At 68.1% G+C, this 25,579-nt stretch carries 28 protein-coding genes and 1 pseudogene; 8 read left to right on the forward strand and 21 right to left on the reverse strand.

The features are described from left to right. Positions 1 to 673, reverse strand: a 673-nt coding sequence (locus ACLF3G_RS27465; RefSeq protein WP_430672570.1) for a hypothetical protein, incomplete at its 3' end; no start/stop codon positions are given. 231 nt (positions 674 to 904) lie between these two features. On the opposite strand from ACLF3G_RS27465, the pseudogene ACLF3G_RS27470 reads away from it, so the two are divergent. The 4 genes and pseudogenes from ACLF3G_RS27470 to ACLF3G_RS27485 form a co-directional block, all read left to right on the forward strand. Next, positions 905 to 1,081 (forward strand): annotated as a pseudogene (locus tag ACLF3G_RS27470) (IS3 family transposase); the annotation flags it as partial. Between the two features lie 293 nt (positions 1,082 to 1,374). Then, a complete protein-coding gene (locus ACLF3G_RS27475) occupies positions 1,375 to 2,478 on the forward strand; it encodes a PEP-CTERM sorting domain-containing protein (RefSeq protein WP_430672571.1) in 1,104 nt (367 codons plus the stop codon). A gap of 107 nt (positions 2,479 to 2,585) precedes the next feature. Then, positions 2,586 to 4,187, forward strand: a complete 1,602-nt coding sequence (locus ACLF3G_RS27480; protein ID WP_430672572.1) for a tetratricopeptide repeat protein — start codon at positions 2,586 to 2,588, stop codon at positions 4,185 to 4,187. A gap of 204 nt (positions 4,188 to 4,391) precedes the next feature. Next, complete coding sequence (locus ACLF3G_RS27485) at positions 4,392 to 5,045, forward strand: S1 family peptidase (RefSeq protein WP_430672573.1); 654 nt, start codon at positions 4,392 to 4,394, stop codon at positions 5,043 to 5,045. Between the two features lie 153 nt (positions 5,046 to 5,198). Here the strand turns inward: ACLF3G_RS27485 and ACLF3G_RS27490 are convergent, their stop codons facing one another. From ACLF3G_RS27490 to ACLF3G_RS27575, 18 genes are all read right to left on the reverse strand, one after another. Further along, positions 5,199 to 6,284, reverse strand: a complete 1,086-nt coding sequence (locus ACLF3G_RS27490) for a hypothetical protein (protein ID WP_430672574.1) — start codon at positions 6,282 to 6,284, stop codon at positions 5,199 to 5,201. Further along, entirely contained in the window at positions 6,284 to 8,071 is a 1,788-nt protein-coding gene (locus tag ACLF3G_RS27495) for a tyrosine-type recombinase/integrase (protein WP_430672575.1), read from the reverse strand. Before ACLF3G_RS27495 ends, ACLF3G_RS27490 begins: the two co-directional genes overlap by 1 nt. Positions 8,072 to 8,202: 131 nt before the next feature. Continuing rightward, positions 8,203 to 8,343 (reverse strand): MerR family transcriptional regulator, encoded by a 141-nt coding sequence (locus ACLF3G_RS27500; RefSeq protein ID WP_430672576.1) that lies wholly within the window; start codon positions 8,341 to 8,343, stop codon positions 8,203 to 8,205. 334 nt (positions 8,344 to 8,677) lie between these two features. Beyond that, positions 8,678 to 9,295: a hypothetical protein gene (locus ACLF3G_RS27505; protein WP_430672577.1), complete on the reverse strand. Its 618-nt coding sequence runs from the start codon at positions 9,293 to 9,295 to the stop codon at positions 8,678 to 8,680. 314 nt (positions 9,296 to 9,609) lie between these two features. Then, positions 9,610 to 10,464: a KilA-N domain-containing protein gene (locus tag ACLF3G_RS27510; protein ID WP_430672578.1), complete on the reverse strand. Its 855-nt coding sequence runs from the start codon at positions 10,462 to 10,464 to the stop codon at positions 9,610 to 9,612. Between the two features lie 734 nt (positions 10,465 to 11,198). After that, positions 11,199 to 12,443 (reverse strand): diguanylate cyclase domain-containing protein, encoded by a 1,245-nt coding sequence (locus tag ACLF3G_RS27515; RefSeq protein ID WP_430672579.1) that lies wholly within the window; start codon positions 12,441 to 12,443, stop codon positions 11,199 to 11,201. Then, positions 12,433 to 12,813: a PAS domain-containing protein gene (locus ACLF3G_RS27520; RefSeq protein ID WP_430672580.1), complete on the reverse strand. Its 381-nt coding sequence runs from the start codon at positions 12,811 to 12,813 to the stop codon at positions 12,433 to 12,435. Before ACLF3G_RS27520 ends, ACLF3G_RS27515 begins: the two co-directional genes overlap by 11 nt. Positions 12,814 to 13,339: 526 nt before the next feature. After that, on the reverse strand, positions 13,340 to 14,260 hold the full coding sequence (locus tag ACLF3G_RS27525) for a replication protein RepA (protein WP_430672581.1): 921 nt from the start codon (positions 14,258 to 14,260) through the stop codon (positions 13,340 to 13,342). Between the two features lie 826 nt (positions 14,261 to 15,086). Next, the gene (locus ACLF3G_RS27530; RefSeq protein ID WP_430672582.1) at positions 15,087 to 15,395 is read right to left on the reverse strand and encodes a hypothetical protein; all 309 of its coding nucleotides are present in this window, start codon (positions 15,393 to 15,395) and stop codon (positions 15,087 to 15,089) included. 4 nt (positions 15,396 to 15,399) lie between these two features. Further along, positions 15,400 to 16,158, reverse strand: coding sequence for a division plane positioning ATPase MipZ (locus ACLF3G_RS27535; RefSeq protein ID WP_430672583.1), 759 nt, complete (start codon positions 16,156 to 16,158; stop codon positions 15,400 to 15,402). 62 nt (positions 16,159 to 16,220) lie between these two features. After that, positions 16,221 to 16,676, reverse strand: coding sequence for a Clp protease N-terminal domain-containing protein (locus tag ACLF3G_RS27540; RefSeq protein ID WP_430672584.1), 456 nt, complete (start codon positions 16,674 to 16,676; stop codon positions 16,221 to 16,223). A gap of 5 nt (positions 16,677 to 16,681) precedes the next feature. After that, positions 16,682 to 16,975, reverse strand: a complete 294-nt coding sequence (locus ACLF3G_RS27545; RefSeq protein WP_430672585.1) for a hypothetical protein — start codon at positions 16,973 to 16,975, stop codon at positions 16,682 to 16,684. Positions 16,976 to 17,082: 107 nt separating this feature from the next. Further along, positions 17,083 to 17,523 (reverse strand): response regulator transcription factor, encoded by a 441-nt coding sequence (locus tag ACLF3G_RS27550; RefSeq protein WP_430672586.1) that lies wholly within the window; start codon positions 17,521 to 17,523, stop codon positions 17,083 to 17,085. Positions 17,524 to 17,559: 36 nt separating this feature from the next. Next, positions 17,560 to 17,808: a hypothetical protein gene (locus tag ACLF3G_RS27555; protein WP_430672587.1), complete on the reverse strand. Its 249-nt coding sequence runs from the start codon at positions 17,806 to 17,808 to the stop codon at positions 17,560 to 17,562. A 118-nt stretch (positions 17,809 to 17,926) separates the two neighbouring features. Continuing rightward, positions 17,927 to 18,328 (reverse strand): hypothetical protein, encoded by a 402-nt coding sequence (locus tag ACLF3G_RS27560; protein WP_430672588.1) that lies wholly within the window; start codon positions 18,326 to 18,328, stop codon positions 17,927 to 17,929. Positions 18,329 to 18,334: 6 nt separating this feature from the next. Then, positions 18,335 to 18,541, reverse strand: coding sequence for a hypothetical protein (locus ACLF3G_RS27565; RefSeq protein WP_430672589.1), 207 nt, complete (start codon positions 18,539 to 18,541; stop codon positions 18,335 to 18,337). A 465-nt stretch (positions 18,542 to 19,006) separates the two neighbouring features. After that, on the reverse strand, positions 19,007 to 19,528 hold the full coding sequence (locus ACLF3G_RS27570; RefSeq protein ID WP_430672590.1) for a helix-turn-helix domain-containing protein: 522 nt from the start codon (positions 19,526 to 19,528) through the stop codon (positions 19,007 to 19,009). Positions 19,529 to 20,045: 517 nt separating this feature from the next. Further along, a complete protein-coding gene (locus ACLF3G_RS27575; RefSeq protein ID WP_430672591.1) occupies positions 20,046 to 20,345 on the reverse strand; it encodes a hypothetical protein in 300 nt (99 codons plus the stop codon). A gap of 421 nt (positions 20,346 to 20,766) precedes the next feature. On the opposite strand from ACLF3G_RS27575, the gene ACLF3G_RS27580 reads away from it, so the two are divergent. After that, the gene (locus ACLF3G_RS27580; RefSeq protein WP_430672592.1) at positions 20,767 to 21,066 is read left to right on the forward strand and encodes a hypothetical protein; all 300 of its coding nucleotides are present in this window, start codon (positions 20,767 to 20,769) and stop codon (positions 21,064 to 21,066) included. Positions 21,067 to 21,155: 89 nt separating this feature from the next. Here ACLF3G_RS27580 and ACLF3G_RS27585 read toward each other — a convergent pair whose 3' ends face one another. After that, positions 21,156 to 21,383, reverse strand: a complete 228-nt coding sequence (locus ACLF3G_RS27585) for a hypothetical protein (RefSeq protein WP_430672593.1) — start codon at positions 21,381 to 21,383, stop codon at positions 21,156 to 21,158. 151 nt (positions 21,384 to 21,534) lie between these two features. On the opposite strand from ACLF3G_RS27585, the gene ACLF3G_RS27590 reads away from it, so the two are divergent. After that, on the forward strand, positions 21,535 to 21,744 hold the full coding sequence (locus ACLF3G_RS27590) for a DUF2934 domain-containing protein (protein WP_430672594.1): 210 nt from the start codon (positions 21,535 to 21,537) through the stop codon (positions 21,742 to 21,744). A gap of 1,016 nt (positions 21,745 to 22,760) precedes the next feature. Then, complete coding sequence (locus tag ACLF3G_RS27595; protein WP_430672595.1) at positions 22,761 to 23,081, forward strand: HU family DNA-binding protein; 321 nt, start codon at positions 22,761 to 22,763, stop codon at positions 23,079 to 23,081. 164 nt (positions 23,082 to 23,245) lie between these two features. Here the strand turns inward: ACLF3G_RS27595 and ACLF3G_RS27600 are convergent, their stop codons facing one another. After that, positions 23,246 to 24,232, reverse strand: a complete 987-nt coding sequence (locus ACLF3G_RS27600; RefSeq protein ID WP_430672596.1) for a tyrosine-type recombinase/integrase — start codon at positions 24,230 to 24,232, stop codon at positions 23,246 to 23,248. Positions 24,233 to 24,653: 421 nt separating this feature from the next. Here ACLF3G_RS27600 and ACLF3G_RS27605 point away from each other — a divergent pair, with 421 nt between their 5' ends. Then, positions 24,654 to 25,202 (forward strand): PEP-CTERM sorting domain-containing protein, encoded by a 549-nt coding sequence (locus ACLF3G_RS27605; protein WP_430672597.1) that lies wholly within the window; start codon positions 24,654 to 24,656, stop codon positions 25,200 to 25,202. Positions 25,203 to 25,579 lie beyond the last annotated feature (377 nt).

The raw sequence follows: 25,579 nt of genomic DNA on the forward strand, positions 1-25,579 counted from the left end.
GGCCAAGGGATTTCCCGGCTGCCTTTGCCGCCTCGCCAGTGGCTGTATCGGCGTGGCGCGCGATCCAGGCTGCGATGGTCGTCGCCGCCTTGCCGATCTTCACCCCTATGCGGCGCACCCTGGTCGCGTCGGGGGTGGGGGATTGCGCCTCCGCGCGCAGCTCGGCGACGGCGCCTTCGGCCGCCTGGTGCTCCTCCGCGTCCAGTGGGCCATCCGGCGGGTTGTTGTGGCCGAGGCCGCCGTGCGCGGGCCGCAGCGCGGCGAGCGCCGCCTCGGCGGCATCCAGGCGCCGGAGAACCTCGGCGAGGGGGTCGGGCGGCGGCGGCGCCAAGCCCCAATGCGGCGCCTCCTGGTCGAAGCGCGCCGCTATGCTGTCGATGATGAAGCCGGGGATGACCTTGCCGAATTCCGCCGCAAGCCACGCCTTGGCCGGCTGGGGGGCGGGTTCTTCCTCTACGGTGATCTCGCCCCACGCATCCGCGCCCCAGGCCTCTCCTTGGGGTTGCGGCACCTGGGGGACGAAGTTCTCCCGGAACCAGGCCTCCATGTCGCGCTCGAGCTCTTTGGCAGGGGATGCCTCGCCGCCCCGGCCCGCGCCAGCGATGATGACGCCGGCTTTTGCCGCCGCCTGCGCCAGGGCGGAGGGTCTCGGCCGGCGCGTCGTGCTGCTCAACGTCTTTCCCCAGGATGCGTCTCGGCCCGCGCGGCGCGGCCGGCGGGCAGGCTACGCCGGCGTGAACGGGAACGGGAGTGCAATGTTCGACGGGAGGGGCGGTGGCAGGCGTGGTTGGCGTCGGCGCGGGCTGCGTTGGTGATTCAGGGTTGGCGGCGACCTCGCTTCGATGCGCTTGACTGACGCCAGTAGGAATCGCCTGGCGCTAGGAACGCCGAGGATTGCAGGGCCATGCTGACGGTGATCGACGAGTACACGCGGGAGTGCCTGGCGATCGTGGTGGCGCATCGGCTTGGCTCGGATGGCGTGCTGCAGGTGCTGACGGATCTGTTCATCAAGCGCGGACCACCGGGGCACATCCGCTCCGACAATGTCTACGGGCCGGAGTTCGTGGCGAAGGTGGTGCGCGGCTTGGCCGGGTCGAGGTGACGACGCTCTGCGTCGTCGTTACTCTTTACGAGGGGCCATCACCATCCCGTAGCGTTCTCGCCAAGTAACTGAACCAACGAGTGAAACCGTTCCGGCACGCGACTTGCTTTTGCTGACCCGCAGCGCGGGCTCCCCCACGCGCCTTGCAGATTGGAGGCGAGTCAGAAGTGCGCCGCATTGCGTGGCGTGCAGCAAAAGAGGAGTGAAGCAACATGCTGAGGTCACTTGCGCGGTTCAGTGCGATCGCCATGCTATGTCTACCTGCCAGCGCCATGGCGAACACGCTGACGCCAGCCACCTTCAGCGCTACCATCGGGGTGGGCGAGACGGTCAGCGTCAACAAGACCGTGACACTCTCCGGCACCGGTCCCGCCACCAGCCGCGTGGATGTCTTCTTCCTGGCCGACAACACCGGATCGATGGGCAGCATCCTCAACTCAGTGAAGAGTGGTGCGGGCCAAATCCTCTCGGCGATCTCCGGCGGCGATCCGCGCTTTGCTGGCGTCGACGTAGGCTTCGGCGTCGGCCGCTACCTCGGTGACCCTCTAGAATACGGGGGGACGCCAACACAGCGGGCGAATTCCGCCTACCAGTTGCAGCAGTCGATCACGACCAACCAAGCCTCTGTGCAGACGGCGATCAATGGCTGGTTTGCTAGCGGCGGCGGCGACACGCCGGAAGCCAATTTCTTCGGCCTGCAGCAAGTCGCAAGCTCCGGCGGTGCCACCGATGGTCTGGGCTCGACCGATGTCGCGGGCGGGTTCGGCACCGGCGCCGACACCGGGTGGCGCAGCGGCGCCGGCAAGGTTGTGGTCTGGTTTGGCGACGCGTCATCGCATACCACGACGGTGAGCCAAGCCGAGGCGATCGCCGCGCTGCAGGCCAATGGCGTGACCGTGGTCGGCATCAACACGCAGAGCGCAGGTTCTGGCATCGACCAGTCAGGTCAGGCAAGTGCCATCACCGGCGCAACGGGTGGCACACTGACAAATGGCGTGACCGGCGCCAACCTGAACACAACCATCGATTCCATCCTTGATGCGGTGTCAGGGGCCATCTCGACCATCGATCTCAGCTTCGGCACCACCGGCGATACCTCCGGCCTCAACATCGCCTTCACCTGCACGGATGCGGCTGGCTGCACCGGCGTCACGCCTGGATCGAGCCGCACCTTCCGGATGGACATCACCGGCACCGCACCCGGCACCTATGAGTTCAGCACCTTCGTCGTCGGGCTCACCGGCGCGGTGGAGCTGGACACCATCACGGTGATCGGCGGTGGCCCGACGCCGACCCCTGTGCCGGAGCCCGGCACTCTTGCGCTGCTCATGGTCGGCTTGGCTGGCCTGGCGGGCGCTCGGCGCCTGAAGGCCTGACCCAGGGCCTGTTCCCTAAAGATGGCGCGGCAGGCCTGCCGCGCCAGACGGGCGGGGCTCTTCGGCCTCGCCCGCACCCCTGTCACAGACGTTGCGGAGTCTGTTCCATGCGCCCATTCCTCCTCCTCGCAACCCTTGCCCTGCTCCCCTCCAGCCCGGTGCTTTCCGCTGTAATTCTGAATCCTGAACTGGAGCGGGCTGAATCCTGGATGCGCATTCCCAACCCCGGCGCCCGCTCAAATGCGCTGACGCAGCCACTGCAGTCCTTGAACGCCGGCCGTATCGACGACGCCGTGGCTCAGACCCGCGCCGCCATTGCCCGCGTCGGCGAGTCGGCGCCGGCCCTCGAGCTGCTGGGCACGGGTCTCGCCCTGCAGGGTGACCTGCCAGGTGCGGAGGCGGCGCTGCGGCGAGCCATCGCGCTGAACCCGCGTCAGGTCGGCGCCTTCGCCAAACTGGCCGACATCGAGCTGGCGCGCGGCGAGGAGGCGGCGGCGGCGGCCAATCTGGAACGCGCCCTTGCGCTGGATCCCGAGGATCGCCGCGTCCATCAGCGCCTTGGCCTGATCGCCAAACGGCGCGGGGAGGTGGCGCGTGCCATCGAGCATCTGGAGCAAGGTCTGCGCGGCACGCCATCGGGCTATGTCGGAGTCAAGCTCGACCTCGCGGCGCTGTACAATGCGGAGAGGCGCTTCCCCGACAGTATTGCGCTGCTGTCCGGCCTGACCGGCCAGGCGGCCTTCGGCGTGACCGGCTGGCTGACGCTGGGGGCTGCCCATCTCGGTACGGGTGATGCGCCGCGTGCGCTGCGCGCGGCCGAAGAGGCGCTGGTGCTCCAGCCTGCCGAGCCCACGGTGCTGCAGGCTCTGGCTGTGGCGCGGCGGGCCAGCCTTGGCTCCGAAGGAGCCGGGCTACACTTCGAGGATCTGGTCCTGCCCAGCCCTGCGGCCACCCTCGCCACATTCGATCTGGTCGGCACAAGGCTGATGATAACTGGCGAGATGGGACGCGCGGAGGCGGTATTCCGGCGCATGCTGCAGCGCTTCCCGAACGACGCCGCAGCGCACTTTCGTCTGGGAACCTTTCTCGCCTCCCGCACCAACTACCAGGATGCGCTGCCGGCGCTGGAGCGTGCAGCCGCGCTGGATCCGCGCCGTCCAGATATCGCCCGCGCCCAAGCCATGGCCGCCTCCCGAACCGGCCAGCCACAGCTTGCGGTGCGCCACGCTATGCGAATGGTGGCTCTGATGCCGGAGACCAGCCAAGTCGATCAATTCCTACTGGCTTCGCTGCGGCACGAGGCGGGGGATCTGCGAGGGGCCGAAAGCGATTACCGCCGCATCATCAACCGCCGCTCCTTCGCCCCGGCGCTGAACAACTTGGCTAATATCCTGGCCGAACGCGCCGAGTTGGCGGAAGCACAGCGTCTGGCGGAGCAGGCGGTGGCACTGGCGCCGGAAGCAGGCTGGGCAAGCAGCACGCTGGGCTGGATCCTGCTGCAGCGGGGCAACTTGCCTGGCGCTGACCGCGCACTGGAACACGCGGCGCAGCTCACGCCGGACGATCCGACCACGCTTTATCACCTCGCAGCGCTGCGCAGCGCCCAAAGCCGTTCCGCGGAAGCCCGAGAGCTGTTGCAGCGAGCCCTGACCCAGGGCCGCTTCCCAAAGCGTAGGCAGGCGGAGGCGCTGGTAGCCCAGCTGGGTTAAGCTCGGCATCGATGGTAAGCCATCGGATGTGAATGAGCGCAAAACCAGGATCCGTGGCAATGTGAGGTTGAGGTCCCAGCCGGCGCCGTTCGGGGACCTCACCCAAGCCGCCCGCCCGAGTGCCACACCGTCGACCCCAATGGGAATCTATCAGCGGCGAGCACCACATGGCGCGAGACCTACGGCCGGACAATCCACGAAGATTTGCCGGTCGACACATGCTCCTCGCCTCTACGCCGCGGGCCCCTCCGCCGGTCGGCCGCTGCTCGAAGGGAGCAGGTTCAAGTCTCCCGCGCCGGGCACATTGTCACGAACGGGCACGCGGTGAACCTTGGCGGACGGATCGCCGTGCGAGGCTCAGACGGCACAGAGCGGGAGACGGCGCTGCTCTATTCCGACGAGGCGGCCGACCTCGCTGTACTGCGTCCAATCTCTCGTCCAGCGGAGGGTGCTCTCATCCCGATCCGCTCGCCCACCGCGCCGATCCGTTGGAACGAAGCCGTTCACGCTTTCAGCTTCCCCGAGTCCGTCGCCACCGGGGGGCTCTTCCCACACCTCCGGGGCGACGTGACGGCGATGGAGGGGCCAGGCAGGAACGCGCTTCGCTTCGGAATTTCGGCCCATATCAGTCCTGGATTCTCGGGCGGCCCAGTGCTCGACGACGACGGGCGCGTCGTCGGGATCGCGGTCATCGGCATACCGGGGAGCGGGCTTAATTTCGCGGTCAGGACCGGGCCGCTCGTCGATCTGCTCAGGCGGGCGGGCGGGCCTTCCGTGGTTGTCCGCGACGGGATCGGCCGCACTCCATCCGCGGATCGCGTCCGGCCATTCGTTGTGCAGGTGCTTTGCCATGGATAAATGGATGCCTTAGCTGTCTGATCGCGGAGCATTGCTGGGATCCAGTTGGGCTGCCCCTGTCCCTCATGAAGACGCCAGGATAAGAGTTGGCGGTGCGAAGCCGCAGCCTGCTGCGCGCCGCTGAACTTACAGAAGCCAATTCCCTACTCCGGTTCAGCGTCGCGTCTCGCCGCGCTGTTCCGCGTAGAAGCTCATGGCCAATGCCCGTGTCTCGTCCCGCATGCGGCGCAGCCGCTCCGCGTGGCGGTCGGCGGCGTCGACGGCGGTGGCCATGGTGTAGTGCCGCAGCGCGACGGTGGGGCTGTGGCCCATCACCAGCGCGGTGTCGTAGGCAAAGGAGGCGCCGCGCAGCGCCGCCGTCGTGCTCAGGCACTTCCGGAACCAGTGCGGCCGGCGTCGGTGCCCGGTCCAGACCTGCGTTCGGTTGGCAACGATCTCCTGAATCACCTTACGGCTCAGCGCACTGCGTCGCAGGCTGAGCCAGAGATGCAGATCGCCGCCGCGCGGCTCCCAGTGCGGCCGCACATGCTCGAGATAGCGGCGCATCAGCACGGCCAGTGGCTCCGGCAGCACGAAGCCACGGCCGCGCCTGGTCTTGGTGATGCTGCCCGGCAGATGAAGCCGGAAGCTGTCGCCGTCCTCGCAGAGATGCTCGCCCAGTTTCGTCGCGGCCAGTTCGCCGACGCGCGGCGCAAAGAGGGCGAGCAGCCCGAGCAGCGCCCCGTCACGCACGGCGGCGCGCCCGACCCGGCTGGGCAGTCTCGCCATGCCGGCCTCGCTCAGCGCCGCCGCCCAGGCGTAGAGATCCAGCGAGTCCACCGTGGACACCACCTTGGCCTCGACGCCGAGCGCGCGGCTGATCGGCACGCCGCGCGGGCGGCGGATAAAGCCGACGTCGCAGCCCGGCTGCATCCAGCGCAGCCCGCTGCAGAGGCCGCCAATCCAGCCGGCGATCGTGCGCGCGGCATTGCCGCGCCGGCGCAGGCTCGTGACGAAGGCGTCGAGCCGGGCCGGGGTGACGCGGGCGAGCGGCGTCTCCACCGGCTCCAGGAGGCCCTCGGAGGCCAGGAAGGCCAGCCAGTGCCCGACCGCCTCGGCGACGTTGGTGATCGTGCTCGGGGGCCGCCCAGCCGCCGCGCCTCCCTCGTCGTAGAGCCCCTGGCGAGGCATCAGGGCGCGGCGCCACGCCGTGCGCTCGGGCTCCGGCCAGGCCTCCGGCGGGAGGCAGATCGGCGGCATCAGCGCACGCTCCCACGGCCACTCAGCGTCCCGCGCCGGATCTTGCGGCCGCCGAGGGTGGCAGCCGCCAGCAGCCGGCTGTCCTCGCGCAGGCGGGTGATGCGCGCAACGTGGCGCTCGGCAGCCTGCTCGCGGCAGACCAGCGCGTAGAAGCGCAGCGTCGTCTCCAGGCTCTTGTGGCCGAGCAGCAGGCGCAGGTCGGAGGTCGCATCCGGGTTCTCGCGCAGGATCAGCACGCCGGCCAAGCAGCGGAAGAGGTGCGCGTTCAGCCTGGCGCCGATGTGGCGGCGCACCGCCTCGCCGATCGCCCTGCCGAAGCCGTTGTCCTGGCGGGCGATGTCGCCGTGGTCGCGGTTCGGGAAGAGGAAGTCGCCCTCGGCGTTGGCGCCCAGCGGGCGGAACACGGTGAGGTAGCGCCGGAGCATCGCCACGGCATCGGGTCCGAGCCGGAAGGTCAGGGTGGTGGTGTTCTTGACCTCGCCCGGCGGGATGGTGACGTGCACCATCTCGCCCCGCCCGAAGACGCCGTGCAGGTGATGGCCGAGGCGAAGGCCGACGAGGTTGCCCAGGCGCAGCGGCATGGCGAGCTCGATCTCGATCCCGAGGGCCACGCCCGCCATCCAGGCCGCCTGCTTGCCCAGACCACGCTCGCGCAGGATCTCGGCCTCCTGCTGCACCTGCTCCGGCAGGTGCAGCAGGGCGGCCAGCTTGCGGGGGTCCTCGAACTGCTTGAGGCGCCTGATGTTCTTGTCGGTGATCTCGCGACAGGGCGGCGGGATCAGCGGGGCGGTGTCGGCGATCACCTGGCGCAGGGCCGGCTCGTCGAGGCGGGCCACGTGGCGGGCGAGCATGCGCAGCGTGATGGCGATGCTCCCGGTGTTGGAGCTCGCCTTGCGGCCGGCGTGCGCCCAGTGCCAGGAGCAGATCGCCCGAAGTGCCTCCCGCTCGACCAGATGACCGAGGCTGGTGATCGTCTCGATCGGCCGGCCGCTGAGGACCAGCGCGCCGGCCACGAGGCGCAGCACGTTCATCCGGGAGGTCAGGGCCCGCGGCCTCAGCGGCCGCGCCAGGGGCTGGGCGTCATCCTCGCCGTCCTCGGCGTAGAGCCCGCCCTCGCGCGTGCCGCTCAGCCGCGCCCGGAGGGCCTGGATCTCCGCCTGGAAGGAGGCTGGGTAGGCCTCAAACGGCGGCGTGTAGCTCTTTGCGCGGGCCGGCGGCATGACCAGCGGCGGCGCCGGCCAGTCCGCGATCGAGGCGACGCAGCCGTTCCAGGCGGTGACCAGCTTTCGGCCCGCGCGGCGCGGGTCGCGCACCGCGAGGCGGGAGTCCAGGTCGGCCATGTAGCTGGCGACCGCCGCCGTGCCGACCGAGGCGGGCAGCAGCCCGCAGCCGGCACAGAACTCCGCGAAGGGGACGATGCGGGCGCTGTCGTAGCCCGGCGGGACCAGGGCCAGGAGCTGGCGCCAGGGCTCCGGCATGGACGCGGCGGCGACGGCGCGCTGGGCGATCAGGCCGAGGCGGCGCAGCAGCGCCCGGACCGCGCTGCGGTAGACCGGCAGGGACTTGGCGCTGATGCCCCACTCGGCGGCGCTGGCCTTGAGGAGGCGCGCGCCGACGCCCGGGGCATCGAGGCGGATCGCCTCGGCCGGCTTGTCGAGCACACGCGGCGCCGCCCGCACCATGGTGGTTAGGCGCTTGCAGTAGGCCGGGGCGAGATCGGTCCAGGTGGGGATCTCGGCGAGGACCCTGGCGAGGGTAAGCGGGGTGGTATGGGCGAGTCTGTTCATGTACAGAATCCTCACGAGGAAAGCGGCGGAAAGACGAGGAAGTTGTTAACCATGGTCCTATACATGCCTGTGCGACATAAGTAGGACCGTCATTCCGGGCGGTGCTTGGGTGGCCAAAATTTGGATGGTTTTCACTCGCCCTTTTGCTTGAGCAGCGCCATGATCTGCTCGCGGCTGAAGTAGGGTCCGCGGGGCAAGGGGAGCGGGGTCAGCAGGCCGGCGCGGACCCAGTTACGGATCGTCTTGGGCGTGCAGCCGAACAGCTGGGCCACCTCCCGCTTGGGCAACGGGCGCGGCAGGTCGGCGTCATCGCCACGATGCGTGCGGTCGCCGCTGATGGGTTGTGGCCGCCGCCCGGCATCGTACGGGGAGGCCGCGCAGGAGCTTGGTGCGCCGGTGCTCGGAGCAGGGCGCACGGCAGCATCTGGCCGCATTCCGCCGCCCGTCAGGGGCGGCGGGTCCGGCCTTATGGTTGTGGGTGGGGGGCGCGGCTTAGTCGGCCGGGTGCCTGCGGATGGAGAGCGACGGATGGGGTGCGACATGGGTGCAGGACATTGCAGATGGCCGCACCCGGATCAGGTTCAGAAAGTGTGTCTGGAATTGAACCTACCCGCCAAGCCGGACCCGGAGTTGGCGCTCGGCCGGCACAGCGAACTGCCTGATCGACAGCACGGCGGTCTCCAGGGCTTCGGCTCGCCCGATGAGCCAGCCCGGCAGGTCGTCGCTGATCAGCAACTCCTCCAGGCCTGGTGACCGGCCCGCGGTCTCCTCGGCAGCCCCGATGGCCAGCTCAAGGGCAAGCGCGAGATGCAGCACTGGCAGGGTTCGGCGAAACACTCGCTGCTCGAAGTTGTGCTGATCCTCGTACTCGCTCAAGACTTTTGGGATCACCGCGTTGAGCGACAGGCGCATGACGCCTTTCGGCAGCGGGGGCGCAACTCCCGTAAGAACCTTGGCCACGAAAGGGCGCGCGACCCGAGCTACGGTGAGCGCCTCGGTAAGGCGCTTCGACGTCGTCTTCAGCGACAGTGCCGCCTGCTTTGGCTCCATCAGCAGGTAACCAGGCTTGATGAGTTGGGGGCGCCAGGCCCATGCGGGGTCCGCATTAGCGGTTTCCTGCAAGAGATGCCCGACGAGTGCAGCCTGGGCCCTGGCAAGTCGCTCACCATCAGGGAGTTCATCTGGCCAGGCCACCGCCGCCAGGATCGCCGCGGTGGCCTCCATTGGAGAGGCTGGATCCAAGGTTATGAACTGCGGCATGGGCTTTCTCCGTCGGTCTGGTGCTGACAACGCTCAACATGATGCCCGGCAGCAGTCTGTGCCGCGGGCCCGGCTGACGCTGCCGCCCGATATGCCCCGTGAGTCATCCGAGCTGGAAATGATCTTGGTTATGGACGTGCCTGTAACGCCACATCCCCGGCTGATGGCCTTGCCCACGCTCGGGACGTCGCCGGGCCTCAACGCGAAGAGCCCCATGACCTCGTGCTGAGGTCATGGGGCTCTGGGCGCCCTCCGCTGGGGAGGGCTGGGATGGGCGGCTACTCCGCCGTGCTGCCGAGGCGCATGCGGCCGCGGCGGCGCCGTTCGAGCACCGCCGCCTGGAAGCTGCGGAACCTGGGCAGGCGGCTGAAGTGCAGCAGGTAGCCGCCATGCGTCAGATCGTCGTGGCACGCCGCGCAGATCAGCCAGCCAAACTCCGGCCGGTTCAGGCTGCGGTGGAAGAAGTGGTCGAACTCGGCACCGGCCACCGGCCGGCCCTCTCTGTTGAGCACGGGCGCGTCGTCACAGCAGGGACACTGTCCACCATAGGGCTCGGCCGCCACCGCGCGCAGGATGGCCGCCTGGCTCAGCCCCGAGAAGTTCCGCCGGGTGCCGAGCAGCAGGTCCTGCGCCGAGAGGGTCAGGAACATCAGGTCGGCGGCATGCCGGTCGAGTGTGTCGAGCCGGTGATGCAGCCGCTGGAACTGCTCGTCGAGGTTTGCCCGCAGCGGATCATCGCCCGCGGCGGGTGCGTGGTCCGGCCGCTGCATGGCGGCGCGGATGACGGTGTTGCACCAGAGGTGGAACGGCGGCGACAGGTAGCGGGCGTAGGTCAGCGCGAGCTGCCAGTGTGCCCAGGTGCCGCCCTGGTTGCCGCGGACGGTGGCGACGAGACCGTCGCTGTCGAGGTGGCAAATGCCGGCGAGGCCGGCATTTGGCGCGAACAGGTCGGTGGCGTCGGTACGGTGGGTGCCTGCGTGGGTGCGGAAGCGCGCGGTCTCCTCGAGGGCGAGCCAGTCGGAGGGGCGCCGGTTCGGCGGCCGGTCTGCGGCCTGCCACATGTCGGTCAGGTTCAGCATGGCGCCGCGCAGGCGGATGCGGCTGCCCTGGTAGCTGAGGGTGGTGGTGGTCATGGGATCTCCAACACTGGGTTCGGCCTTGCTCAAGGGGCCGCGACGGTCGGCTTGGGAGCTACCGAGACCAGCCGGAGAGGGCGGAGAAGGCGGAGGCGGGTGGGGAGGCGGCAGACGGAGGTTCAGCCCGGCCGCCGCCGTGGCGGGCCCTGGAGGGCCTGCTGCGGGGCTGCCGGGTTGAACCCAGGCCTGTGTGGTGGTGGTGCGGGCAAGCGGCCCGCACAGACGCCGCATCGTGACGCGGCGGACCGGCGCCCCCTCCCCGGCTGGTGCGGGGCGGCGCCGGGTGAACCCTGTCGTCGGCACCCTCCGTGCCACCGCTGGCAGGGGATGGTTCGCAGAAGCGGCCGGCTCAGTGCCGGATGCGCGGTGCCGGGCACGGGCGGCGTCGAGGTGACGCGGCCGGTGTCCGCCGGGGTGGGATGACAGGGGTGGCGAGAGGCCAGCGCCCCCTCCCCTGCCGAAGCAGGAGCGGCGCGGATGGCCGGCGGCCTCGTTGCCGGGGCCTTGGCCAGGTCCAGCGCCTGCCCGGCTCAGGCTGCCTCGTCCGCTTGGAGAATGAACGGGTGCTGTCGGGGGAGCGAGGACGTCGCGGAGCCGGGCGGGGTGTTGCCTCTCGAGCACCAGATATGGGGATGCCGACAGGTACTTTCAAGTACGCAATGAAATGCGGAGTGGAGTCGGGTCTTGATCGCCGGCCGGAGCTGTGGCGCGCGCTGCTCTTCGGCCCCTTCCTAGCCAGCTTGCACCGGCGCCTGTTCCACGCGATTGCGTCCGCCGCGCTTGGCCGCATACAGCGCCGCATCGGCACGCTGCAGCAGCGCCTCCGGGCTTCTGTCGCCGCCGGTCGCGACACCCAGGCTGGCCGTCATGCAAAGAGCCCCTTCCGCCAGCGTCACCTCGGTTGCGGCGATGGCCGCGCGCAGCGTCTCGGCCATCGCGGCGGCATCCGCGGCGCCGGGCAGCACGATGAGAAACTCCTCGCCGCCCCAGCGGATCACGGGCGTGCCCGCCGGCAGTACCGCCCGGCAGGTGGCGACCAGGCTGCACAGTGCCTCATCGCCCGCCTTGTGACCGTGGCGGTCGTTGATCGACTTGAAGTGGTCGATGTCCAGCATCAGCACCGCGGCACCATCCGGCCCGGCGAAGATCTCGGCAAGGGCGGCCTGGCCGGCGCGGCGGTTGCTGGCGCCGGTCAGCGGGTCCGTCGTCGCCAGCCGGCGCAGCTCATCCTCCATCCGCTTGCGCTCGGTCATGTCGCGCGACACCGCGACGAAGCCGCGCACGCCGCCGGCCTCGTCGGGCAGCGCGGTCAGCACGGAATTGGCCCAGATGCGGCTGCCGTCCCGGCGTCGGCGCCAACCCTCCATCTCCAACGATCCGGTGCGGCGTGCCTCGGCCAACATCCCGGCCATGCGCTCCGGCGCACGGTCCTCCGGCGGGAAGAACACCTCAATCGGTCGCCGCTCGACATCCTCGGGCTGCCAGCCGCCGAAGCGTTGCAGAGATGGGTTCCAGCCATCGACGCACCCCTCGGCGTCCAGCGTGTAGATGGCGTAGTCGCGGACATTGTCGAAGATGGCGCGGAAGCGCTGCTGGTCGGCCTGGATGCGGCGTTCCTGTTCCACCAGCCGGGTCACGTCGTCCAGCACCAGCAGCATCGTCGCGCCGTGCAGCCGATGTAACGTGACGGACAGCACCACGCCGCCGGCCGCCTCGCAGCGCCGATGGTCGAGTATGACGCCGGTGCGGTCAGTGGAGCCGTGCACCAGCCGCGCCAAGTCCGGCACCAGCGGCGCCAGCGCCGAATAGGCATCGGACAGGTCGCCCGCTGGGGCCAGCGGCATCAGGAACTGCGCCGCCAGCGGATTGGCCAGCATCACGCGGCCATCCATGTGGAACTGCATCAGCCCGACGGGCACGAGGTAGAGGAACTCGGTCAGTGCTTCCAGCGCATCCGGCGCCGGGTCATCCAACATGTACTGGGCGCCTTTGTACCAGCAGGTACATGTGCTGCGCCGAGGGGTGCTTCAGCAGGCGCAGCTGCACCGGCGTGGGCGCCATGCGGAGCGTGAAAACATAGTCGATGACGTCGTCCAGCGGCGCCTCCACCTCGAAGCGCCGTGCCACCAAGTCGTTGTTGGTGCAGGGAGCGACCGAGGTGAAGAAGTGGCGGCCGATCACGCGGGCCGGGGTCAGGCCGGATAGGGTGGCCTCCGCCGTGTTGTACTGCCGCACCGTGCCATCCAACGCCATGCCGATGACGCCGAACGGCAGCGCATCTCGCTCTGCATCTTGCGAAGCTTCGAGGTGATGCAGCAGATCGGGTGCGGCAAAGTCGGGCTGCATCGCGGTGGTTCCCCAGGTGGGGCAGAAACTAGCGTGACGGCGGCTCACGGGGACGCGAGGTTTGTTCAGCTTTTGTTTGGTTGCGGTAAAAATCGCCATCGGCCGCGAGCCAAACCTACTCGTCCGGCCTGTCGGCGTTGCTGAGAGTGCTGTTGCGACGGAAAACGGTCGAGGCGCTGGACGCAGCCGGGACCGATTCTGCTTCCTGCCCTCCTGCCCCGGCTGCCCTCGGTCGGCCGTTGTGAGAAACCCACCCAACGCAGACCGAGGACTGGTTGCGGTGCTGCGCGCGAAGGCCTGCCTCAGCGCTCCGAGGTCGCCGGGCGAAGCTGGCAGTTGCCACGCTTCCGGTCGGCTTGATCAATCTTGACCTCGTCACGCCGCACAGTTTCCCGCACCGTCTCAACGCGCTGCGTGCCTTCGGTTCGCACCACGAAAGCCTAAATGTTGATTGGGTTAGATTCCTCCCGGAATCCGCACCTAGATCTGGAATTTAGTGGGCAGGGAGGACTGGGATTTAGTGGGATCAGCGCTTGGCTGGGGCGCGTCCGCCGACGGTCGCGAGCCGCAGCGTCTTGGGCGCCACCGGCGCGGGACTGGGATTTAGCGTGACCCCTCGCTCGTGCACATCCACCGACGCGGCTGGGTAAACTGACAGCGCCATGACGAGGGTGTGGCGAAACTGCTTACGAAAGTGATCCAGTCGCCCGAACCCCTGGCCAAACTGTTCTTTGAGCGCCGACCAGCTGATCGGTGTCGGGGCGTTCAAGACATGCAGGCGGTACGCGAGCCAACAGTACACGTCGAGCGCTAAGGAATTGTTGGCGATCTGCTTGATGGCCGACTCCTCGATGGGCACCGGATGCCGCTTCAACTGGTTGAAGAACACTTCCGAGAGGGTTGCCGTCTCGATGAACTGATCGCCCTGGCTATCCCCATCGCCTTTCACGAACATGGCGGTGTCGAGGATCGTCTGGTTCGCGAGGCCCAAGCGGTTGCCTTGCATGACGTCGAACGACATCCGGCAGCGGCTGATCCGCTCGGCTTGGTCACGCACGTCCTGCATGGAGCGCCCACCGATGGGGATCCCTAGCCGCCGTAGCCAGGCATGAAGCGATCGTCCGAGGCTGATATCCCGTCTGCCGGTGCGCAGTGCTTCGGACTGGAGGTAGAGCAGGATCAGACGGGCACGGGACCCGTAAGGCACCCCGATGCTGACTGGTGGCTTGCCGGGCCGCATACCGGGCTGGACGAGCAGAGTGACGTGGTTAGTTATGACCTGCCAAGGAGCGTCGTCAGGCAGTCGTCGGTGAGGCAGCGCAGCTTGCGCCCAACCAGAGTATAGGAAGCCGATCTCGCTCTCTTCCGAAGCCAGGTAGGCAGCCGCCGCCTCAATGACGCGACGATCCACGTCGGCCTTGACGGCTTCTTCCTTACCGAACTCCATCAGGAGCTGGTGTACCGCCCCCATCACCCGAACCTTTCACTAAGCAATTTGATCCTGCACGAACCCTACGCCCCCGTCGTGCTGGGATTTTGTGGGCTTTGCAAAAAGATACTTGAGCTTCTTATAGTATGTCCCTCTATACCCCAGGGGATAAACGCCTCAAGTCATTGACCTTGCGTGGTCCGCCGAAGCGCCTGTCCCCACAAAATGCCAGTCGGCGCCCAGTAAATATCAGCTTTTCCTGTGGGTACCGGCCTCACCATTCCGGTCTGGCCACCGAGGAGACTCGGAACAGGACGTGCCGCCCCAGTAAATCCCAGTTTTGGCCTAGCCGCGCTCGCCGGTGCCCGCCGTGGTGGCTCGTGCCGTAAGCGTTTCCGGCAGTGTGCTTGGGCAGATGGGCGCGCTGCATCTGATGGAAAAGCGAAGATGGACTTCCCCCTGGGGCGGGAGAGTTTGCTAACGAACCAGGCACGCGGAGCAACGTCAGACCATCTTTGCCACACGGATGCTGTACCGGGCCGTGTTCCTGTGCTTCCCCGGCGGCGGACGGATTCCCGCCACTCATGACGGTCGCTGAAGCCCCTTCAGAGCTGCGTCGTCCAGCAGCGTTCGGAAGGCGTAGCGCTGGCCGGTGTCGCCTGCGATGAGCCCGACCTGGATGCTACTCGGCTTCCGCAATGCGCCGGTGCAGACTCAGTCCCCCTCCCCCGCCGCGGACCCGCGGCCGTGCCATAAGGCTGGCGGGCGCAGTGATCTGACCGGCCCAAGCGCAAAGTTAAACATGAGCGCCGTCACACATGTGCACAGGCGCTCATTCGCTCCTTCATTTTACGACGCGCGGTGCATTCTCCCGCCGGAACCAGTCATCAACCAGCTCCTCCATGAGGCTCTGCACCTTCCGCCTTCCCTGTCGGGCAAGCAGGACGTGCATCTGGGAAAAAGCTTCCTCGGACAGGAAGAACATCACCGCCCGCTTCCCTTCGCGGTAAGGCTGCCGTCGCCGAATGTCAGTCTCGTCGATCGGCTGGCTGATGGTCAGAGGTTCTGGTTGGGCGCTTTCGGACCCAGGAGTGTTGAAACTGGGGCGGCCAGCGTCAGCATCGGCAATATTGAAAAGGTTCTTGCGAGCCATCGCCTTACACCTTCATGCCTGCGGTCATGCGCGCCGGCGCCCCGCCCCTCATGCGCACATGTGCGCCGGCGCCACTGCGCGACTGTGCTCCGGTGGGGATTTGCAGTGCATCAAACAGGGCCTTCACTTCGCTTGCAGCCTTACTGCTCGGTTCAACCTCCTGCGCGGTCAGGCCTTTCATGAACGGGTAGCGGAATGCCTTTCGCTCGCCCCACCTCACCGCAGAGACCTGCATCCCACGTTTGCGGATCGCATCGACCGTCCCTGTGATCTCCTGCCCCTGTGTAGGCACTCGGTTCAACACAAACATGATAGGAACGTTCGCCAGCTTGCACACGTCAATGGTGGCATCGACCGCATCGAGATCGACAATGCTGGGCTGGACGGGCGAGAGCACAAGGTTCGCCACCTTCGCTGCCTGAGCGGCCGCCCGATCCGCCTGTGGCGCGGTGTCTACGACTAGGAAGTCATAACCGGCCGAGCGAGCAGCCTCGGTCGCCTTTTCCAGACGCCCTGCAGCCTCCGTAGTGACATCCGGCGGATCATCTCCCCGCCGGTCCATGATTTTCGCCGCCGATGCCTGAGTGTCAATGTCGATGAGGAGCGTCTTGAGGCCCCGGCGGTGGCCTTCGACTGCCAGATGGATCGCCATCGTACTCTTCCCGCTCCCGCCCTTCTGAGCAACCAACGCTAGCACGAACATGAATGCCCTCCTTTGCGCCTTCACGCCTGTGGTCCGGCGCGCATGCTCACCTGAGCACATGTGCGAATGCAAGTGCCTTGGTGGCGACCTACATACATTGATGCCTGTGCGCCTCCACACAGTCAAACAGGTGCACCGGCGCACCGGCTCCACTTAGCGCCGGGACGACGGCGCACATGTGTGACGGTGCACATCACACCGATCACCGCCCGCTGCACCGTGCGCTGGAAGCCCGCCGTGGGCTTCGGATCGCCCGGGTAGCCGGTGACCAGTTCCTGCAGGTCGTGCTGGAGAAACTTGGTCAGATCCTGGCGGAGGGCCTGCGGGTCGGCGCCGCTGGCCCGGAGCGCCGCTGCGGCATCCGTGTCGTCGATGAGCGCGACGAGGAGGTGCTCCAGGGTGGCGTACTCGTGCCGCAGGAGGCTGGCGAGTTCGAGCGCAGCGTGGAGGTCCGCGCCAGTGTTCGGGACAGCATCGTGTCGGTCCTCTCGGCCTTCGGGGAGAGGAGCGTTGCCGGAACCGGGCAGGGAGGGTGAACCGGAGTGAAGGGCGAACTCCCGAGGCAGCAGGGCCTCCACTGATCCTACCTTGTGCTGACAGGCGCGTCAGGAATGCCGAGTCGGCTCGCCACTGCCTCGAGCAGGGCCAGATCGCCGTCGCGCCGCTGCTTCCGGCTCAGCAGCGCGAGGGCCTCGCCAGGTGACATCCCGAGTGCGGCGCCAATCGTGGCGGGGGTGGTCAGGTCTCGCTCGCTCAGCGCACGGCCGATCAGCATGCGGAGGCGGATGATCTTCAGCCGCTCCGCTTCGTGGGCGCGGCGCGCTTCTGCTGTCAGCTTGGGCTTTGGTGGCGGCGGCGGGTCGTCTGGGAGAGTCATGCCGGCGCATATAGGGCGCGCCGCGGCGGCCGTCGCCACAGCGCCTCACGACGAAGGCGCGGCTGGCTCAGGTGTGCAGGTCGGGGAGGGCGGCCTGGAGGCGACGGCTATGGCCGCGCCTCGCCGAGGTGCTGTGCGGTCGTGGGTAGGGCGGCGGCAGCCGCGGCGTCGAGGGCCGGCAGCTGGGCGCGCAGACGCGCCAGCAGGTCGGCGATGCGGACCGGCTTGATGAGGTAGTCGCTGCCGCCGCAGTCCAGGCCGTCGAGCCGGTCCTGTTCGCCAACTGCGCCGGTCAGCAGGAGGATGGGGATCCGCAGGCCGCGCTGTCGCAGCTGCCGGCAGAGGTCGCGGCCGTCGCCGTCGGGCAGGCCGAGATCCAGCAGGATGGCGTCGTAGGCGGCGTCTGGGTTGCCAAGCAGGGTCTCGGCCTCGGCGATGGTCGCGGCGGCATCGACCAGCAGGTCGCGCTGGGCCGAGAGCACATCGACGAACAGGCCGCGCAGGCAGGCGTTGTCTTCCACGACCAAGATGTGACGGGCGATCGGCACGGCGTCCTCCGGTTCGGGCGCTGCCTGCTCGGGCGGCTAGTGCAGGCGTGGCGGGTCGAGAGGCGGGGGCGGCGCCGTAGCCGCGGCCTGCAGCTGGGCGAAGACCAGGAGCGCCTTCCGGTTCTTGCGCGACAGGGCGGCCCAGAGGCGCGTCAGGTCGGCGATTTCTTCCGGAAGAGGAATATGAGAATCACTTGAAGTAAAGAAATTCACGTTTTTGACCTTTGTCTGCCGCCGCTGACTGATCACGAGGAAGAGAGTAGAGTATACCGCTGTGATCAACAACGTTTTTGTTCTGGGTACATGTCGATTACACGATCTGCCGCTCAAGACGGCAGGAGAAATCCGGCCCGTTCCGGTCCGGTGCGACTGGCTGATGCAGAACGCAACGCAATCCGCGAGGTCATGTGCCTGCCGCAGGTGGGTCACCCCCGGCCGGCCAAACGCGCTCGCTGGCTCTCCACGGCGTCTGGCCTGCCGCTGTGGCGGCCAGGGTGACGCCGGGGATGCGGCGGTAGCACGAGCGGCCGGGGCCACGCCGCTCCACGAAACCCTCGATCCAGCCCTCATGCAGCCGGTGCTGCAGGGTGCACAGGGCCGGTGCGGTCGCGCCGCCGGCCTGGAGGCGCGCCAGCAGCTCTCTGGCGTCCAGCGCCTCGCCCGGTGGCATCGCCGCCAGCACCCACTCGAGCGGCCACGCCGCCAGGCCCCCGTCCGGGGCGCCGACGCTCAGGCCCCTGACCGGGGCCGGCGGTGCTGCTCGCGGGGCCGGTTCAGCGGAGACGGTGGGGCAGGGGCTCATCATGGGCGGCTAGGCGGCATCGGCCGGGATCGCCAGCGTCCGCAGCATGGCCTGGCCGGCCTGCCAGGCATCCTCGGCGTAGCGGAAGGGCTGGTCGGAGTGCTGCAGGACGATGCCGTTGGCCTCGCGGAGGATGGACCAGCCCCAGGTCTTGGGGAGGCGCGAGCGGATTTCGACCTTCACGTAGCCGGCGATGAAGGGAGGGCGTTCTTGCATGGTTTCGGCCTTCCAGGAGCGGCGGCCGGCCGATGGGATCGGGCAGCGTGCGGGCCGGAGGTATCATCACACGTTTCCGTGATGACAGCATCAAATATGCAATCCGACAAAAGGCTACGAACTAGCAGGCCCTGGTTTCTTGACTTCGTGGAGATGCAACCAGAGGGCGATTCGGCATGAGTTGGGGAGGTGAGCGCGCAGGCGGAGAGGCGCAAGTTCCTTGTGCGCTCCGGGACCGCCTCCTAAGGTTTCTCACGGAATCGAGAGAAGAGGGCTCGTAATGGCCAGAGGGATCGTGCTCGTGCCGGCAATGTCCGTGCCGCTCTGGATCGGCATCTACTATGCCGCCAGTTTCCTCTTCTCGGCGGCGTAGCCCCGGCGCCAGGCGCGCCCGCTGGGGCCCGGCATGTCGCTCATGGAGCGTTGGCCTAAGCGGCGATCCATCAGCTGCCGCCTGACCCGCCGCTACTCCGGCGTCTGGTCCGCGGTCTGCGGCGGCTGGCCGCGAGCAACGGCATGGGCGAATGCCATCAGCGCGGCACGGCGACGCGGATCGCTGATGGTGGAGAACACCTGCACCAGCTCGACCAGCTCATCCGTCGCGCCGTCGATGAAGTCGACCATCGGCTCGTACCGCGGCGCGGAGGTGCCCATCAGCATTTCCGGCCGCACGCCGAGCGCCGTCGCGATGCCGAGAAGGCGGCTGGTCGCGATCCGCGTCGCACCCGTTTCGTAGCGATGGAACTGCGCGCCGGTGACACCGACGATGTCGGCGATCTCCTTCTGCGTCCGGCCGGCGGCGCGGCGCAGTTCCTTGATCCGGCTGCCGACGCTGGCGTCGGCGGAGGTGGGTGAGCGATTGCCCGGGATCACCGCCACGACCCGCCCGACTTCCGACCCACCGTTCATCGCCGGCATGGCTTGCTGGCCCGCATCCATCGCGGCGCTACGAAAACCGGCCGGAAATGTCTTGTTGGCAGCCTGCATCGTTCTGGTCCTTGAGGCGGCATGGTGAAGCTGCTGTGGATGGCAGGTGCGGAATGTCACAGACGACGAGGGAGAGGACGCCCTGCGTTATCTCGCTCCGGCGTAGATGATCGCCGCCGAGGCTGGCGCAGCAGCGAAGGCAAGACCTGCCGCCAGCACGGACGCGGCGAGGGTGGTTAGGGGAATTTCCATGGGAAGCTCCTGCAGGTGTCTCGTTCGACTACGAAACATGCAGCAGGATTCGTGCCAGCGCTTTGCGGTCGCTTAACGTATTGATCACGTTGCAATTTATTGCAACGAAATAGGGGGGGTCTGTGGCAACAAGGAAGATTCGTAAACGAAACCGACATTGCCGCTCTGGATCGGCATCTCCTACGCCGCCAGTTGCCTGTTCTCGGCCGCGTAGCCCCGTCTGTACCTGGCACGTCACGCATGGATGCCCGGCACCCCTTCAGGGGGAGATCCGCGCCCAGCGCCTCTGTGACGCCCGCGGACCTCGATCAGGGGCGCCGGCCACTCACGACAGTCTGAGACGACGCGCCCAGGATCCGGGCCCGCGTGGCGCAGGGGGCGCGATCTGCATCACCTGGAACCGGTCCGCCACCGCCTCCGGCATCGCCACCGGGCCGAAGTAGCGATCACCTCGCAGGTCGGCCGGCGCGCAGATGACCACGCCATCCTGCCACTCCTGCCGATCAACCGTCTCCGGCCAGTCATCGCCGCGCCAGAGCAGGGGGCGCAGCCCGCCCGCATCCTCCACCCAGTGCCAGCCGCTGATCTCCGGCCTGAGGGGCCAGCCATCCCACCTTTTGCTCATGGCCTGCCCAACCGCGCCTGTGATCTGCAGCGTGGCAAGCACGGTGCCCCCGCAGTGTGGCGCAAAAGGGTAAGCCTTGCGCCGCCGGCTCGTTGGACAACCGGACTGTCCCACGCCGCCGGGCACGAGCCACTCCTGCTGCGGCCCTCTCATTGGCCTGGTCACATCAGGCCTCGTCGCGGCAGGCAAGCGGCGCCTCCACGACCGGCGATCGTAGGCTCCGGCAGGCCCAGACGACCGCCTCTCCCGGTCCGGCGGCAGCATCACCAAGCTGTTCCGTGACGTGCTGCCGCACGCGTGGCAGTGGCCCCGCCGGCACGGCCGCTGTTCGTTGATGGTCATGCCAATCACGTGCAGGCGATACTGCATCCGTCGCGGCGCTCCGAAAGTATCGGGATAAAGGCCGAGTGGAGGGGCGCCGATGGCATATCTGGTTCTGTTGGATATGGCAGAGCGGAGTCTGTCCGTGGAGAAGGCCACCCCCGGCGATGCGATCGACGCCGCGGCCTGCTTTTCCCAGAATGGAATGACGGTCCGCGTGGTGGATCTGGCAAGTGGCGCGCGCTTCAACGCGGTGGATTTTGCAGCACTGCATCCCGCCGCCACCTTCCGGGCGTTGGTCGATCGAGTGGCCGTGCAATCGAGGCCCCACGACGGGGAGTCGGCGAGTGCCGTGACCGCGCTCGATCCCAAGCAACGGCTTGGACCGCCCAGGGGCTGAGTGACTTCCGCAGGAGTGTACCGCTTGGGCTGATCCGGCCTGCCGGCAGGTTCGGCAGGCCGGCGGTCGGAAGTCCAGCCTGGCGCCGGCTATGCAGGGGCCGGCTGGACGACGAGATCCAACACCTTGGCCTGCATCGAGGCGCAGAGTGCCCTGGCCTCGTCGTAGGTGGTGCCGGGCCGCAGTTCCAAGGTGATCATCATGCCGCGAAGCTGCGGGATGTCAGCCCCCTTCGGCTCGAACAGGATGAAGGGTCGGTCAGGCTGGCCGTCGCCGGCTTCCTTGACGGTGAAGGTGAAGCTCGCGCGGTTGATCATGGGCGCCTCTCAAAATGTTCTTATTATGCAATCGAGAGCTGCGACTCCACCAGCACCGGACCCTTTCTCTCCACACACTTGTCCGTGGCCCCTGAGGGCGCCGCGCGAAGATCCAAGACTTGAGTCCGGGCTGTCGGCCATGGAGGTCAGCATGTCGGATGCGGAGAACAGTGCCCGGCCGGACCCTGAAGCGGAGCAAGATCTTGAGCAGGCCATTCGCGAGCGGGCCTTCCTGCTTTGGGAGTTGGAGGGCCGGCCGGAGGGCAGGGAGGAAGAATACTGGCATCGTGCCCGCGAGCGGCTAGAAGCCGAAACGCACGCCGCCTATCCCCCGGCGCAGGCCGGCCACCACCGGACCTAGTCGCGCCGTCTCATGATCCTGTTGCCAGGGCAACAAGCATACGCCGCGCGCTGCGCAGGCAAGTTCATCGAGAACCTGACCAGGCAGCTGCACCGGCGCCACGGCGCAGCAGGAGAGGCCGCGGGCGCCGCTCGACCCGCTGATCGGCCGTCTGCCAAGGGGTGCTGCCGGCCTGCCGCAGAACCGGCTGATGGCCGCCGCGGAAGTCGGAGGTTCGTTTCCCCTAGCGGACGTCATTCCTGAGCCTGCTCGCTGCCGGCAGTGGTTCCGTCTCACAATCTGTTCAAAAAAGGGAACGCGACGGTAGATGTCGTGCTCTCCTAATCTACCCGGCACCGAATAGCCTTGGGAGGGACAGGTTCTTGGAAGCGACGAAATCCTGCTGGTTGGATCGCGAGACACTCGCTGCGTACATCGGCGTGCGCGTGGACCGCCTGCCGCGCCTTATCAAAGCGGGCAAACTTCCGGCCGCATCATTCTACCTCGGCTCTCAATCGCCGCGGTGGTGGTCAGCCGATGTGGATGTAGCCGTCCGCGCCGCAGGCGGCGTGGCAAGCCTGGGTCCGGTGCCAAAGCCTGCACAGCCGTCGCTGGTCCAAGACCACGATCGTGCCCCTGGTGGAGGTGTAGGAGCGGCGGAGCCTGGGCCGCAAAGCAAAGCCCCTGACGAAGCATAGCGCAGCGCCCCGGAGGGCCGGCCTCAGCGGCGCAGCCGCCGTCCCTTTCGCCGTGCAGCCCACCGCTGGGTGAGGGGTGCACCGTCGCCTGGACCGGCAGATGCCGCCGCCTCGCCCGCGACCATGGGGCCACGCCCAGTTCCGCCACCGCCGCCACCGTCCTGCTCCGGCGCAGCAGCGTGCGGAAGCGGGTTCTGAAAGATCAGGGACTTCACCTTTGGGGCGATTGGCGGATGTAGAATCTTACTCTTACAAAGATCCGTCAGCAGTGCTTTCTGGATCCGGCAGAGGGGCAGCTTCTTCTGCGCAATGGCCACATGCCGTGATGGAGCCTTCTGGATGCCAAAGACGCAGCCCGCCACGCCGACCAAGACACCGAGCGCAGCCACCGTGACCCTCAAGCAGCTGGCGCCCGAACTGGCCGAGGCGCACGAGTTGACCAGGAAGCAGGTTGAGGCCGTGCTGGCGGGCCTGGTCGAGACGGTGACCACGCGCCTCAAGGCCGGCGACAAGGTGCGTCTGACCGGGCTCGGGATCCTGCAGGTGCGCGACCGGCCGGCGCGGACCGGCCGCAATCCGGGGACGGGCCAGCCGATCGAGATCCAGGCCAGCCGGAAGATCGCCTTCAGCGCGGCCAAGGAACTCAAGGACGTCGTCTGACCTGCGCCGGAGAACAGCTCCGAACCGGCGATCGGCGTTCGCCCGCCGAACGCCCTGGCGGACGCAACCTGCCGGTCGCGTCGCCGGCCGGGCCGCTCCAGAACCCCTCAAGCCAGTCCTGGCGGGGCCGGGCAGGCAGAGGGCACCGCTGGCGCCCGTCCGCCTTACAGCCCGACCTTGCTGGCGGCGTTGTCCAAGAACAATCCGCCGCGGCGGACATAGCCGCGCAGGGTGGCGGCGGAGCGGTGGCGGGTCTGTTGCATGATGGCGTGCTCCGGCACGCCGGCGCGGGCGGCCGAGGTGGCGAAGCCGGCGCGCAGCGAGTGCCCGGCAAAGCCGGCGGGGTCGTAGCCGGCGGCGGCGACGGCGGCTTTCACCACCCGCGCCACGTCGCGGTCAGACAGGCGGGTGGCGGTGGCGCGGCCGCCCTTGGTCACCGAGACGAAGACCGCCCCTGACGCGATCCCGGCCGCTCCCCGCCAGGCCTGCACGGCCCGCACCGGACAGGTGAGGTCGTGCCGGCCGTGCGGCAGGGCGATCTCGGTGCCGGCGCCGTCCGGGTCGGTCTTGCTCCGGCGCAGCGTCAGCACCAGGCCTTCGGGCACCGGGCGCAGGTCGGCCACGTCGAGCGCCACCAGTTCCGAACGGCGCAGGGCGGCGGCGAAGCCGACCAGCAGCAGGGCGCGGTCGCGCAGCGGCCGCAACCCGGGGCGGCGGGCCAGTTCGCGCAGCGCGTCGCGCAGCACCTCGCTGGTCGCCGCGGTGCTCTGACGCGGCGCGGTGCCATGCGCCCGCCGGATGCCGGCCCAGACCTCGCGCACCGCGGGGTGGCGCGGGTCGAGGCTGTGGCCCTGCAGGCGGTGCGCCTGGCCGATGGCGACCAGGCGCAGCCGCAGCGAGGCCGGGCGGTGGGTCTGCGCCCGGTCGGCGAGGTAGAGCCCGACGGTCTCGGGGGCAGCCGGCAGTGGCGCCAGGCCATGGCCGGCGCACCAGGTGCAAAAGTCGGTCCAGGCGATGGCGTAGCTGCGCCGCGTATTGGCGGCGCGGGCCTGGTGGGCGTAGCCGCGGGCGCGGTCGGCGGTGGCGGCGAGGTCGGCCAGCGCCGGCGGGGTGTCGGGGCGCGGGGCGGCGGGGGCAGGGGGGTAGGTCATGCGTCTCCGGCGGCTGGTGTCCGAAGGGATTGAGAGGACCTCCGCGCCTTCGTTAAAGCCTTTGAGCACGCGCTGCGGCTCTACTGCCCGAAAGATTTCAACGCTGGCCGCCTCGCGCGGAGCATTGCGGAGGCGCGCGCGATGAGACTGATCGGCTGATGCTTGGCAAGCCCGGCGCGCAGTATCAGGACCATCCGGACATGTTCGCCGGCCGCCGCTTCTTAGAGAAACTCGGACAAAAACCGACAATCTGAAGCCGGAACTTTCCACAAAGACGGTAGACATTACATTTTAGGCTCATTTTCTTAAATCGCTGCAGCTTTATTGTTCATTATCAATTTCTTATGAATTTGGCACGCTGCTTGCTATGGCCTTGCTGTCCAGCCGGCTCGTCGGCGGATCTTGGCAAGGAATGCAAGACATGAAAAAGGCACTACTCGGCGCAGTGGCAGCCATTGCACTCGCCGCCTTCCCGGCCCTGGCAGGCCCGATCGCGGCCGGCAGCACCCTCTCCATCGCGGGCGCCAACAACGTTTCGCCGACGCAGATCACCTTCCCCTCCGCCGGTAGCCTGTTCGTCAGCACGGGCGACTTCGCCGGCCTCGGCACATGCACTAGCTGCGTGACCCTCAGCAGCATCACCTACTCACCAACCGTGTCCTCGGGCCAGATCTTCTCCATCAGCAATGCCGGCATCACCGGCACCTTCACGCTGGATCCGGGCGCCACCGCGGTAATGGTCGGCGGCAGCCCCGGCGCAATCGACATCCTCGGCACCGGCACGGCGACGCTGACCGGCTATGACCCAACTCAGGGCAACCTGGCCTTCTCGACGCAGGGCGGCATCCCGCAGACGGTGACCTTCTCCGCCACCATCACCGCCGTGCCAGAGCCGGCAAGCCTGGCCCTGTTCGGACTTGGCCTCGTCGCCTTGGGCGTGGCGCGCCGCCGGCAGGTAGCGCGGGCCTGACCGCAAACTAGATCCCGGACTGGCGAGCGTTACGCCTGTCTTGGATCGCAGCGGGGTTGGGCCCGCCCCCTTCGCCTCGCTGCGTATCCTCCCGCTCTTCTGGATCAGGCGGGACCGCTAGACGCCGATGCGCTAGCCCGGCTGCGTTGCCAGATTGCGGCAAGGCGCCGGGATTGCCGCACTTTCGCTGCGGAGCGTGAATGCTGGCGAGACGTGGCTCGCGCTCCGAATCAAGGCCGATGGGTGGAGATCGTTTTGGTAGCGTGGCGACCTTTGCCGCCACGGCGCGCTGACGCCGTATGGCCGCACCCCGACCCGTCGCCAATGCCCGCAAGCCTTGGACAGAGGCTGATGACGAGGCGCTCCGGCGTCGGGCC

Origin of the sequence: Falsiroseomonas sp. HC035 (assembly GCF_050563525.1) — a bacterium.
Classification (GTDB): Bacteria; Pseudomonadota; Alphaproteobacteria; order Acetobacterales; family Acetobacteraceae; genus Falsiroseomonas.